This is a genomic window from Bradyrhizobium sp. (assembly GCF_022844465.1).
Classification (GTDB): Bacteria; Pseudomonadota; Alphaproteobacteria; order Rhizobiales; family Xanthobacteraceae; genus Bradyrhizobium.
Map to the genome: position 1 here is coordinate 28,397 of NZ_JALHLP010000006.1, position 12,712 is coordinate 41,108.

The 12,712-nt window shown below is 64.1% G+C and carries 12 protein-coding genes; 3 read left to right on the forward strand and 9 right to left on the reverse strand.

Going from position 1 to position 12,712, the window contains the following annotated elements:
- Positions 1 to 84: 84 nt before the first annotated feature.
- From Q0D31_RS12530 to Q0D31_RS12550, 5 genes are all read right to left on the reverse strand, one after another.
- Positions 85 to 783, reverse strand: coding sequence for an ABC transporter ATP-binding protein (locus Q0D31_RS12530; RefSeq protein WP_291850774.1), 699 nt, complete (start codon positions 781 to 783; stop codon positions 85 to 87).
- 2 nt (positions 784 to 785) lie between these two features.
- On the reverse strand, positions 786 to 1,922 hold the full coding sequence (locus Q0D31_RS12535; protein ID WP_291850777.1) for an ABC transporter permease: 1,137 nt from the start codon (positions 1,920 to 1,922) through the stop codon (positions 786 to 788).
- Between the two features lies 1 nt (position 1,923).
- Positions 1,924 to 3,084, reverse strand: coding sequence for an efflux RND transporter periplasmic adaptor subunit (locus tag Q0D31_RS12540; RefSeq protein WP_291850780.1), 1,161 nt, complete (start codon positions 3,082 to 3,084; stop codon positions 1,924 to 1,926).
- A gap of 274 nt (positions 3,085 to 3,358) precedes the next feature.
- On the reverse strand, positions 3,359 to 3,562 hold the full coding sequence (locus Q0D31_RS12545) for a DUF2892 domain-containing protein (protein ID WP_291850782.1): 204 nt from the start codon (positions 3,560 to 3,562) through the stop codon (positions 3,359 to 3,361).
- A gap of 41 nt (positions 3,563 to 3,603) precedes the next feature.
- Positions 3,604 to 4,047, reverse strand: coding sequence for a thioredoxin domain-containing protein (locus tag Q0D31_RS12550; protein ID WP_291850785.1), 444 nt, complete (start codon positions 4,045 to 4,047; stop codon positions 3,604 to 3,606).
- A 299-nt stretch (positions 4,048 to 4,346) separates the two neighbouring features.
- Here Q0D31_RS12550 and Q0D31_RS12560 point away from each other — a divergent pair, with 299 nt between their 5' ends.
- Both Q0D31_RS12560 and Q0D31_RS12565 read left to right on the forward strand, forming a co-directional pair.
- Positions 4,347 to 5,336, forward strand: coding sequence for an efflux RND transporter periplasmic adaptor subunit (locus Q0D31_RS12560; protein WP_291850788.1), 990 nt, complete (start codon positions 4,347 to 4,349; stop codon positions 5,334 to 5,336).
- A complete protein-coding gene (locus Q0D31_RS12565; protein ID WP_291850791.1) occupies positions 5,333 to 8,566 on the forward strand; it encodes an efflux RND transporter permease subunit in 3,234 nt (1,077 codons plus the stop codon). The genes Q0D31_RS12560 and Q0D31_RS12565 overlap by 4 nt, the downstream gene beginning before the upstream one ends.
- Here Q0D31_RS12565 and lysA read toward each other — a convergent pair whose 3' ends face one another.
- From lysA to argH, 3 genes are all read right to left on the reverse strand, one after another.
- Entirely contained in the window at positions 8,567 to 9,832 is a 1,266-nt protein-coding gene (gene lysA / locus Q0D31_RS12570; protein WP_291850795.1) for a diaminopimelate decarboxylase, read from the reverse strand.
- Between the two features lie 7 nt (positions 9,833 to 9,839).
- Positions 9,840 to 10,100, reverse strand: coding sequence for a lipoprotein (locus Q0D31_RS12575; protein WP_291850800.1), 261 nt, complete (start codon positions 10,098 to 10,100; stop codon positions 9,840 to 9,842).
- Between the two features lie 101 nt (positions 10,101 to 10,201).
- Positions 10,202 to 11,599, reverse strand: coding sequence for an argininosuccinate lyase (gene argH / locus Q0D31_RS12580; RefSeq protein ID WP_291850803.1), 1,398 nt, complete (start codon positions 11,597 to 11,599; stop codon positions 10,202 to 10,204).
- A gap of 119 nt (positions 11,600 to 11,718) precedes the next feature.
- On the opposite strand from argH, the gene Q0D31_RS12585 reads away from it, so the two are divergent.
- Positions 11,719 to 12,381, forward strand: coding sequence for a TlpA disulfide reductase family protein (locus tag Q0D31_RS12585; protein WP_291850806.1), 663 nt, complete (start codon positions 11,719 to 11,721; stop codon positions 12,379 to 12,381).
- 71 nt (positions 12,382 to 12,452) lie between these two features.
- Here the strand turns inward: Q0D31_RS12585 and Q0D31_RS12590 are convergent, their stop codons facing one another.
- Positions 12,453 to 12,650, reverse strand: a complete 198-nt coding sequence (locus tag Q0D31_RS12590; protein WP_291850809.1) for a putative motility protein — start codon at positions 12,648 to 12,650, stop codon at positions 12,453 to 12,455.
- Positions 12,651 to 12,712: the final 62 nt, after the last annotated feature.

The window sequence follows — 12,712 nt, forward strand, 5'->3', positions numbered from 1 at the left end:
GTGCAGCTTGCCGCCCGCCAGCGTAGTCGCGATGAACCCCCACACATTTGGCGTCTATCGCCGCCGGCCGGATTCAGTCGGTAATTACGCGGCGATTGGAGGAGTTAGTGCCCCGTCTCGGAGCGAGTAGATATGGTCGAACCGGTCGAAGATCTTTTCATCATGCGTGACCACGATCACGGCCGTGCGACGCTCCGTGGCCACCTTCCTCAACAGGTCCATGACGGCTCCCGCGCGCGGCGAATCAAGCGCCGCCGTTGGCTCATCTGCCAGAATGATGCGCGGATCATTGGCAAGCGCCCGGGCAATCGCGATTCGCTGCGCCTCCCCGCCGGAGAGCTCACCCGGCATGGCGTCTTGACGTCGTTCGATCCCCAAATAGGTGAGCAGTTCGAGGGCGCGACCCTTGGCTTGTGCCGGGCTGGCGCCCGCCAGTATGCGAGCCACGGCGATATTCTCCCAGGCATTCAAGAACGGCAGAAGATTGTGCGACTGGAAGATAAAGCCGATCTTCTCCAGCCGTAAACCGCGCAGGTCGGCGCGCAGCCATTTGCCGTCATAAACCAATTCGCCGCTGAGCCGCATCGCGCCGGAGCTCGGCTCGAGAATGCAGCCGATTACATTGAGCAACGTACTCTTGCCCGACCCGCTGGGTCCACGCAAGCCGACCACCGTTCCTGGAAAGACATCCAGCGAGACCTCACGAAGCGCATCGACGCGGGCCGACCCCTCGCCAAAATGCTTGCTGATTCTTCTGACTTCGACGACAGGTGGCTCGGCCATGGTCACCCCGCGAGTGCTGACGCAGGGTCAATTCTGAGCGCCGTGCGCACCCCCAGCGCACTTGCGATCAGGCAGGCCGCAAGCACGACTCCGAACAGCATCGCAGCGTCCGTAAGCTCCAGAACCACCCGACGCGGGAAATAGCCCTGGCCGGCACTTATCAACGCAGCACCGGCGACGAAGCTGATTATTCCCATAGCAAGGGCCTGCTCAACGATCAGCCCAACGATGCGTCGATCGGGCGCTCCGATCAACTTCAATGTTGCAATCGACTTCTTCTTGTCGATTGTCATGGTGTAGATAATGAGACCGATGATCACTGTGGAAACGGTGAGGAGCAGGGTAGTGAACAAGCCAATCTGACGCCGCGCCCGATCGACGACGGAACGCGCCAGGACGGTTTCCTGGTCTTCCTGGGTTAGCGCCGCGAGATGCTTCCACCGCGTGATGTCCTGCGCGAAACGCTTTGCGTCCACGCCGGGCATCAGTCTCACCAGGATGGCGTTCACCGTGTCGGTCGCTCCTGCTGTCCCGGAACTGCGTGCGGCTTCCCTTCGCGCCGCCGCCGGCGTGAGATCGAATTGCAGCTTCTGGGCGTCTCTCAGCGTGATGAATATGACCGGATCTCCGCCCGAAGCCACAAGGTTAGTGGTCAGTCCGACCACGGTAAACTTGTTGCGCCCGAGCTTGATCTGCTCTCCGAGCATGAGTCCCGCGCCACGGTCCACAACGGCCTCGTAACGGCTGCGAATGATTGGCCGGCCTTCGTCCACCGACTTCGCTTCGCCCGGCCGTGCGATCTGTGCACCGACAACCAGCAGCCGTTTGGTTTGCCCACGATGCTGGGCTTCGACGTTCTGATACGAAACACCCCCGGCTGCGGCGACACCCCACTGTGCGGCGATGGCGATGCGGGTATCCCCTGGAAGCCGTGAAGCCTCGGCGAAGGGACCGCGCGTTCCGCCTTCCACGACCCAGACCTGCGCGCCTGCCGCGCGAACGAGCCCGAGCGATTCCACGATCAGGCCGCGGTAGATTCCAACCATTGCAAGCACGATACCAAGCAGAAGACTGAGCCCGAGACACGTCAACAGGAAGCGCCCGAGATTGTGATTGATGTCCTTGAGCGCGAGATTCATTTCATGAGCCATCGTAGCGGCGTGCCGCGCGGCCTTCACGCAAATCGATCCGGTCGTCGGCCACCACTTCACCGGCAACCCGGGAGATAATCTGGACACGCCCGTCGAGCAGGCGTTCGCCGAGCTGTACCGGCTGCCGGGCGAGCCGACCGTTATGCAGCGACCAGATCGTGCCCGACCGGCCGCCGTAGCCTTCTATGAACCTTAGCGGGACAAACAAACCGCTCGCTGTCGCCTTGACTATCTCGACTTCGGCCTGTTCACCAAGGTACCGGAGCTGATGCCGCGGATCGCAAGCCCGGCACCGCACATAGACGCGGCGCTCCTCAGTTAGACGATCGTTCTCCTGATCGATGCGGACGATTTCCGCCTCGACCGGGGTGTTCATGTCGGATCGCAGGCGCACGAGGGCAGGATGGCCTATTGCGAGGCCCCCGGCCAATGCTTCATCGACATAAGCCTTTACCCAGATGGACTCGGGCGCAATCAGGGTGAACACCGCCTCGCCCACGTTCGCGATGCCGCCGAGCTCCTTGCTGCGCGCAATAACCCTGGCGTCGAACGGAGCTCGAAGTTCATGCTGAGCAAGCACGACTGAATCGAGCTGACGCTGCGACGCGGCGTCCTCCTGCAGCACGGAGGCAACCTTGGTATCGGCCTCGATAATCCTGGCATCGCCAAGAGCGATTTCTTCCGCGGCCTGGGCATCCTCGGCAGCCTCACGCGACACACTCCCACGACCAACGAGCGTCTGCCGGCGCGCATTGACGCTTTTCTTCTGCTGGTAGGCTATTTCGGCGCGCTCGCGCTGGGCCTCGGTCTTGGCCAGATTGGCGGCCGCCTGTCGCTGCGCGGCTTCGCTCCTCTTCAGCTTGGCGATCTGGGCAGCATCGTCGAGCTTTGCCAGCAGCGAACCCGCCTTCACGAAGTCGCCCTGATCAGCCTCGACGGCAACTACTTTTCCGGAGATCTGAAATCCCACTTTCGAAACGACCTGCGCCTCGATGGTGCCGACCCCGAAGACGCGGATTTCCACGTTTTGCTCCGGCACAATCGTCCGGACCGGAATCTCCCGGATGAAACGCCAATAATAGCCGCCGGCCAAAATAAGAGAGATGACGACGACCAGCGCGGCCCCCACCTTGAATGCCCGCGAACTCATTTCGCCCACCCAGCGCCGACCACGAGGTTGGCCGTTATCTGTCCATCTTCCAAAATAGTCTCGGTGAATATCAAAGGGCGCCAGTTGAGTTAGATCAAGACGACCCAGGAGCGACTACGAGGTTGCTCATCCGTTGCTCGAATACGTCCCGACGTCGCTGCTCAGCAACGGCCCCTTTGCATCGTGTAGTTCGTGTTTCCGAAAGCCGAGATCGCAAGCCTGCTCTCGCCGACCGTTTCCGCTCGCGCACCCGCGCGGACTTAATCAGTAGTAGTCACGAGAACGCGCTGCCGCCGCGCACGCCGAACATTTTGAACACCATCGCCGCCGGGCAGAAGCCGGTGATCGACGCCTGGATCATGTTCAGCCCGGCGAACGCCGTCAGGAGAAACCAGTATGGACTGACGAGCCAGCCGAGCGTGAGCCCGAGCAACACGACGACGCCGGCGAACATCAGCACGGCTCTATCGATATTCATGATGCGTTCCTTTGCTTGGGGTTGAATTCCAGTTCTTGGAGTCAGGACCGGGCCAGCCCCGCCCTTGTCCAGGCTACAATTCGCTGCGTGTCCATCGCGCCTGCGGTGCGGGCAATCTCGCGGCCGCCGCGCATCAGCAGAAGCGTCGGGATACCGCTGATGCCGAGGCGTGAGGAAACGGCAGGCGCATTGTCGGAGTTGAGCTTCAGCAGGCGAACGTCGGGTTCGAGCTCGCTGGCGGCACGCTCGAACATCGGCGCCATCGCGCGACACGGACCGCACCACGGCGCCCAGACATCCACCAGCAACGGAATATCGCTGTTCGCCAGATGGCGGCCGAAGCCGGCCTCGTCGACCTCGACCGGATGGCCGCTGAAGATCGGCCGATGACAGGATCCACAGCGCGCCGCCGCCGGCGTCCGTTCGGTCGGCAGCCGGTTGGTCTTTCCACAGCCGCCGCAAACGATTTTTCGGGTTTCACTCATGTCCCTGTCCTCCCTGACTCTTGGCGACAATTCTGTAGAGCAGGGAGCGCTCATAAAACGGCCTGGTGGCTGCACTTCGGGATGCCCAGACGATTTACTACTCGATCGCCCGCGAGCCCCCGCACGAGGTGCTGAGAACGCTTTATCAAATCTATTGCGCGTCCCGAAAGCCGGGAAATTCAAACAAAAACTATAGAGCCGGCCGCGCGGCGCGTTGAGGCAGATCAACATGACGGCGGCGAGCTCCGCGAAAATCAAGGCGCTATCGTGCGGCATGCCGCCTACCAGATGGATAGAACATGCGTAGATTGATGATGTCGGGCATTCTTGCCGCCGGCGCTTTGGTTGCTCCGCCAGCCGCCGCCGAGACCCTTACAGTCGCTGCGCGGACGGTCGCCGACGAGAAGGCGGTATTCGCCACCGTAGAGAGTGTCAGCGTGGTGCCGGCGCGCGGGCGCATTGGCGGCACCGTTGCCCAGCTCCATGTCCGTGAAGGCGATTCAGTCACCAGCGGCCAGGCGATCGCGGCGATCGGAGACGAAAAGCTCGCGCTGCAGATGAAGGCGCTCGACGCGCAGATCGACGCATTGCAGGCGCAATCGAGCCAAGCGCAGATCGACTTTAACCGCATCGAGGGTTTGGTGGAGCGCGGCACGCTGCCCCGGATCAGGCTGGACGAGGCGCGGACCGCGCTCAACGTCGCCGAAAACGGGCTGCGGGCGCGGGTCGCCGAGCGCGCGGTGATCCAGCAGCAATTGAATGAAGGCCAGGTACTTGCCCCTGCTGGCGGGCGTGTCCTAAAAAAGCTCGTGGCGGTCGGCTCGGTGGTGCTGCCCGGCGACCCCGTTGCGATGATCGCGCAGCAGAATTTCAAGCTCCGGCTGCGGGTGCCGGAGCGTCATGCCCGCTTCCTGAGAGCCGGCGACAAGATCCGCGTCGATGGCGCCGAGTTCGGCGAACAGATCTCAAGAATCGGCGTGATCGAACTGGTCTATCCGCAGATCGAGGACGGCCGCGTCATCGCCGATGCGACGGTGGAGAACCTCGGCGAATATTTCGTCGGCGACCGGCTCCGGGTCTGGATCTCGGGCGGCGAGCGTACCGCCTTCGTGATCCCCTCCTCCTACGTGACCACGCGCTACGGCATCGACTACGTCCAGATCCGCCAGGGCGATCGCGCCATCAACGCGCCGGTGCAGCGCGGCCGCGATCGACCTTCGCCGGAAATTCCGAACGGTCTTGAGATTCTCTCCGGGATCCGCGCCGGCGACCAGTTGGTCCAGCCATGAACCTCGGCCTGTCCGGACGGCTCACGCGCGCGACCATTGGTTCGCCACTGACGCCGCTGTTTCTGCTCGCCTCGCTCATCGTTGGCCTGATGGCCGTGATCGCAATTCCGCGTGAGGAAGAGCCGCAGATCAGCGTCCCCATGGTCGACATCCGCGTCAACGCCGACGGATTGCGGGGGCCTGATGCGGTCGAACTGGTCACCAAGCCGCTCGAGGCCATCGTCAAGGGCATCGATGGCGTGGAGCATGTCTACAGCCAGAGCGAAGACGACCGCGTCCTGGTCACGGCCCGTTTTCTGGTCGGCACCAAGTCGGAGGATGCGATCCTGCGCGTCCACGAGAAGGTGCGCGCCAATCTGGATCGTATTCCGGTCGGCATTCCCGAGCCGTTGATCGTCGGGCGCGGCATCAACGACGTCGCCGTCACCGTGCTCACGCTTTCGCCCGGACCCGAAGTCGCCGACCGCTGGTCGGACAAGGACCTCTACGAGATTGCCGACAAACTGCGCGCCGAGTTGATGAAGGTCGACAGCATCGGGCTGACCTATATCTCCGGCGGTGCCCCCCAGCAGATCAGGGTCGAACCAGATCCGGAGAAGTTGTCGTTGTTTGGCGTCACGCTGCAGCAACTCGTCGGCAAGGTAAGGGATGCCAATCGTTCGTTCCTGGCGGGTCAGGTCCGCGAAGCCGGGATCGTCCGCGGCGTCGCGGCCGGGCAAACGCTGTCAGGAATTCCCGACATCGGCCTGTTGCTGATCTCGACCCGGGACGGTCGCCCCGTCTACGTCAAGGACGTCGCCTCGGTGGTGATCGGGCCAAACACCACCGAGCACCGCGTCTGGAACGATGCGCGCGACGGCAAGGGAAACTGGCAGCGAGTGCCCGCGGTCAGCCTGGCTTTGGCCAAGCGGGCGGGCGCCAATGCGGTGGTTGTCTCGGAGGAAATCTCGCACCGGCTCGAAGGACTGAAATCGCGCCTGATTCCCGATGGTGTGGCAGTCACGGTCACGCGAGATTATGGCGAGACCGCCAATGAAAAAGCCAACGAACTGTTGTTTCATCTCGGCCTTGCCACCGTCTCGATCGTCGTTCTGATTGCGATTGCCATCGGCTGGCGCGAGGCGCTGGTGACGCTGGTGGTTATTCCGACCACGATCCTGCTGACGATGTTCGCCGCCAACCTGATGGGCTACACCATCAACCGCGTCAGCCTGTTCGCGCTGATCTTCTCGATCGGCATCCTGGTTGATGACGCCATCGTGGTGGTCGAGAACATCGCCCGCCATTGGTCGATGAACGACGGGCGTCCCCGCGTGCAGGCCACGATCGAGGCCGTCGCCGAGGTCGGCAATCCGACCATCGTCGCCACCTTGACGGTCGTCGCTGCGCTGCTGCCGATGTTGTTCGTCTCGGGACTGATGGGGCCCTATATGGCGCCGATCCCGGCCAACGCGTCGGCCGCCATGCTGTTCTCGTTCTTTGTCGCCATGGTGGTGGCGCCGTGGCTGATGCTGCGGCTGGCGCCGAGAGAAGGCGCCGCGGGCGCGGCTCACGCGGCGCATGACGAAGGCATGCTCGGGCGCATCTACCGTCGCTTCGCCACCCCGATCGTGCGCAGCAAGCGCTCGTCCTGGATCTTCCTGATCGCGGTCGGTGTCGCGACGCTGCTGTCGATGACGCTGTTCGCGACCAAGTCCGTCACCGTCAAATTGCTGCCGTTCGACAACAAGTCCGAGATCGCAGTCGTGCTCGATCTGCCCGAAGGCGCGAGCCTGGAGGACACCGAGCGAACGCTGTTCGCCGCAGCTGATATCGCGCGCGGATTGCCCGAGATCACCTCGGTGCAGTCCTACGCCGGCACGCCGGCGCCGTTCAATTTCAACGGCCTCGTGCGGCACTATTACCTGCGGCAGAGGCCCGAACTTGGCGAACTGCAAGTCAATCTCGCCGCGCGCGCCGACCGCAAGCGGGCAAGTCATGACATCGCGCTCGATCTGCGGCAGCAGCTCAAAGCGGTCAGCGTTCCCGCCGGCACCAGCATCAAGGTGGTCGAGGTGCCGCCCGGCCCACCCGTGCTGGCGACCCTGCTCGCCGAGATCTACGGACCCGACGCGGCGACACGGCGGGCGGTCACCGGCGAACTCAAGAAAGTGTTCGCCGAGGTGCCGTTCATTGTCGATATCGACGATTCGATCGGCCAGAAGCGGCCACGGCTGCGGCTGTCGATCGACCAGGACCGCCTCGAGTTCTTTGGCGTCGAGCAGCGCGACGTCTACGACACCATTCAGACGCTGTTCGGCGGCGTTTCGGTCGGCTACTCCCACCGCGGCGAAGACCGCAATCCCATCGAGATCGCGGTCCGCCTGCCGAAGCGCGATCTGGCCTGGACCGAAGCGCTGGCTTCGACCCCGGTGCCCGCCAACACGCTCCCCGGCAGCAAGACGGTGGTCGAACTGGGCCAGGTCGTGAAGGCGAGCGTCGAGGAGGGTTCGCCGGCCATCTTCCGCCGCGACGGCCGTTTTGCCGACATGGTGATGGCCGAACTCGCCGGCCGCTTCGAGGCTCCGCTGTATGGCATGCTCGAGGTCGCCACCCGTATCGACGCCCACGATTGGGGCGCGTTGCCGAAGCCCGCCATCAGCCTGCACGGTCAACCTGCGGATGAGTCTCGCCCGACGCTGTTATGGGACGGCGAATGGGAGATCACCTATGTGACCTTCCGCGACATGGGCGCGGCATTCGGCGCCGCCATACTTGGCATTTACGTGCTGGTCGTGGCCCAGTTCCGCAGCTTCCGGTTGCCGCTGGTGATCCTGACGCCGATTCCCTTGACGCTGATCGGGATCCTGATCGGCCACTGGCTGTTCGGCGCTCCCTTCACCGCGACCTCGATGATCGGGTTCATTGCACTCGCCGGCATCATCGTCCGCAATTCAATCCTGCTGGTGGATTTCATCCGGCACAGCGGCGGACAGGGCAAGTCGGTGCGCGACGTGGTCCTGGAAGCCGGCGCCGTGCGCTTCAAGCCGATCCTCTTGACCGCGCTCGCGGCCATGATCGGCGCCGCGACCATATTGCTCGATCCGATCTTTCAGGGGCTGGCGATTTCTCTGCTGTTCGGGCTCGCGTCATCGACGCTGCTGACGGTACTTGTCATTCCCGCCATCTACATTGTGCTCCGGGACCGTACGCCGCCAACGCCGCCTGCCGACGTCAGGAACGCAAACTGATCACAGCCACGGCGCCGTTCGGTCCATCGCGATCAGGTCGTCGACCTCGATGCGCGGGCGCACCACGGCGTACTGGTCGCCCTTGACCAGCACTTCCGGCACCAGCGGCCGCGTATTGTAGAAGCCGGACTGCACCGCGCCATAGGCGCCGGCGGTCATGATCGCGATGAGATCGCCGGCCTTCGGCTCGGGCAGGCTGCGGTCGAGCGCGATGTAGTCGCCGGTTTCGCAGACCGGGCCGACCACGTCGGCCCTGATCATTGGCGCGCCCTTGGCCGGCTCGCGCACCGGCACGATGTCGTGATGGGCTTCATACAAAGTGGGCCGGATCAGATCGTTCATCGCCGCGTCGATGATGACGAAATTCCTGGCCTCGCCGGGCTTCAGGTAGATGACGCGGGAAACCAGGATGCCGGCATTGCCGACGATCATCCGCCCGGGCTCGAACATCAGGGTGCAGCCGAGATTGTGCGTCACCCGCTTGACCATCGCCGCATAGGCGGACGGCAGGGGCGGCGCTTCGCGGTCGGCGTGATAGGGGATACCGAGCCCACCGCCGAAATCGATATGCGAAATCGCGTGGCCGTCGGCGCGCAGCGTCTGCACGAAATCGGAGAGAATCCGGAACGCGGTTTCCATCCGGCCGAGATCGGTAATCTGGCTGCCGATATGCATGTCGACGCCCGTCACCACGATCCCCGGCAGTTTGGCCGCACGGGCATAAACGGCGCGCGCGCGCGCGATCGGAACGCCGAACTTGGTTTCGGACTTGCCGGTGGCGATCTTGGCATGGGTGCCGGCATCGACATCCGGATTGACCCGCACCGATATCCGCGCGGTCTTGCCGGCCTCGACCGCGAGCCTGGCCAGCAATTCCAGTTCGGGTTCGGACTCGACGTTGATGCAGAGAATGTCCGCCGCCAGCGCCGCGCGCAGTTCGGCCTCTGTCTTGCCTACGCCGGAGAACAGAATCTTTTCCGGCGGAAAGCCGGCCGCCAGCGCGCGCTTGAGCTCACCGCCGGACACCACGTCGGCGCCGGCGCCGAGTTTCGCCAGCGTGCGCAGCACCGACTGGTTGGAATTGGCCTTCATCGCATAACAGACCAGCGTCTTCTCGCCGGCAAAGGCCTCGGTGAAGACCCGATAATGGCGTTCCAGCGTCGCCGTCGAATAGCAATAGAACGGCGTACCCACGGCATCCGCGAGGTCGGACAGGTTGACGGCTTCGGCGTGCAGCACGCCGTTGCGATAGTCGAAGTGATTCATGGCGGGCTCAGTCCAGCAGCGGATCGAGAACGAATTTCTTCTTGCTGCCTTTGGGGGCCGTCGGCGCCGCATCGGACCCGTAGGTCGAACTGAAGACGCCGGGCTGCGCCGCGCGCTCGGCCTCGGTATCCGGGGCGCCCGACAGCTGCGGCGCGTTCGGCGGCAGATCGAGCCCGCCCTTGCGGCCGCAACCCGCGAGCATGAGCGCGGCCGCGCTCAAGAAAATGATGGCCCATCTCGAGGACGAAGGGCGGTCGTTGATGATCACGATGGAATCCCCAATACGCGGCGCACCATACAAAGATTGCCGCGCTCTGGCGAGTGCTGATGGCCGCGGGATAACCATGAAATTGCAGCGAAAATTATCTCTCAGGGTCTTTTTCGCGCTTTTTCCAGCCGTCTGGCCCAGGCCTTTGCCTGCGCCAGCACGTTCTTTGGCGCGGTGCCGCCATAGCTGGTCCGGCTCCTGACCGAAGCCTCCACCGAAAGCCCGCGCAAGGCGTCGGCGGTAATCTTGGGCTCGACCTCCTGCATCGCCTGCAGCGGCAGCTCATGCAGCGCCACGCCCTGTTTCGACGCCAAAGCGACGATGCGGCCGGTGACGTGATGGGCGTCGCGGAACGGCATTTTCAGCGTCCGCACCAGCCAGTCGGCCAGATCGGTGGCGGTGGCGTAGCCCTCGCCGGCCGCCTGCTTCATCCGCGCCTCGTCGGGCACGAGGTCCAGCACCATGCCGGTCATGGCGCGAATCGCCAGCGACAGCGCACCGAACGCCTCCATTGCGCCCTGCTTGTCCTCCTGCATGTCCTTTTGATAGGCGAGCGGCAGCCCCTTCATCACGATCAGCAGCGCGGTGAGCGCGCCGATCACCCGCCCGGTCTTGGCGCGCACCAGTTCGGCGGCGTCCGGATTGCGCTTCTGCGGCATGATCGAGGAGCCGGTGGTGAACTTGTCGGAGAGCCGCACCAGGCCCACCAGCGGCGAGGTCCAGAGCACGAGCTCCTCGGCGAAGCGCGACAAATGCACGGACGCGATCGACGCCGCCGACAGCGCCTCCAGCACGAAGTCGCGGTCCGAGACCGCGTCGAGCGAATTGGCCATCGGCCGGTCGAAGCCGAGCGCCTTGGCGGTCGCCGCCCGGTCGATCGGAAACGAGGTTCCCGCCAGCGCCGCAGCGCCCAGCGGCGATTCGTTCAGCCGCCGGCGGGCATCGGCAAAGCGGCCGCGGTCGCGCGCGGCCATTTCGACATAGGCGAGCAGATGATGCCCGAGCGTCACCGGCTGGGCGGTCTGCAGATGGGTGAAGCCCGGCATCACGGTCGCGGCATGTTCCAGCGCCCGCGTCACCAGCGCCTGCTGGAACGCTGATAGCGCCGCGTCGATCTCGTCGATCTCGTCGCGCACATAAAGCCGGAAATCGGTCGCCACCTGGTCGTTGCGGGAACGGGCGGTGTGGAGGCGCCCAGCGGCCGGCCCGATCAATTCGGACAGCCTGCTCTCGACGTTCATATGGATGTCTTCGAGCGCGCGCTTGAAATCGAACGCGCCGTTGTCGATCTCTGACAAAATCGTGTCTAGACCCTTGCCGATATTTTTCGCATCACTCGCGGTGATGATGCCTTGCGCCGACAGCATCGCGGCGTGGGCCTTGGACGCGGCGATGTCCTGGGCGTAGAGGTGGCGGTCAACGTCGATCGAGACGTTGATTTCCTCCATGATCGCGTCGGGCCGCCCGGTGAAACGACCGCCCCACATCTTGTTGCTCATGACTTCTCGCGCCCTGCCATTTAACGTCGGATCCAGCGAAACGCCGGGCCCTTCGCGACCGAACCCCGACCGTAACATGCGCCCTGCATAGCCGTATCCGATACAGGATGACAAACGATATGCCCGACACGCCCCCGCCCCTCCCGGCCGCCAACCGCCGGATCCCGATCGCCATTGGCGCGGCGGCGGCCCTGGCGCTGGCCGGATTTGCCGCCTTCTACGGCTTCGGCGGCTTCAAGCGCGGGCCGGGCGGCGATTCCGCCTGCAGCGGGGCAGTCGAACTGGCCCGCAAGCTCGCGCCGCTGGCCCATGGCGAGGTGGCCGCGCTGACCATGGCGACAAGCCCGATGCGGCTCCCGGACCTTGCCTTTGAAGACGCCGAGGGCAAGCCCAGAAAGCTCTCGGACTGGCGCGGAAAGACCGTGCTGGTGAACCTGTGGGCCACCTGGTGCGTGCCCTGTCGCAAGGAAATGCCGGCGCTCGACAGCCTGCAGGCGCAGCTCGGCGGCAAGGCGTTCGAGGTGGTCGCGATCAATATCGACACCCGCGATCCCGACAAGCCGCGAACCTTCCTGAAAGAGGCCAATCTGACCCGGCTCGCATATTTCGCCGATTCAAAAGCCAAGGTTTTTCAGGATCTTAAGAGCGTTGGCAAGGCGCTGGGGATGCCGACCTCGGTGCTGGTGGACGGCCAGGGCTGCGAGATCGCCAACCTCGCCGGCCCCGCCGAATGGGCCAGCGACGACGCCATCAAGCTGATCAAGGCAGCGGTGCAGCCCTAGTCTAGGAATCGTCATTCCGGGGCGCGCGTCTTCGCGCGAACCCGGAATCCTGAAATGACGGGAGAATAGACCTACGCCGCGATATCGAGATTGCCGCCAACCCCGGGCGCGAGATTGGCCGATGACGGCGCGGCCGGGCCGCCGAGCAGGGTCTGGACCGCGAACTTCTCCGCGTCCGCATTGGATTTCAGGATCGTCGCCGCGACTTGCTGCTGCACGCCGCCCGCCTTCATGGCGAGCAGGCTCGATACCATAGCCATCATGTCCATTCGCTCGACTCCTAACGCGCGGAGCCTACCCGGCGATGGTTAACGAATGCTGGAGATCGTGA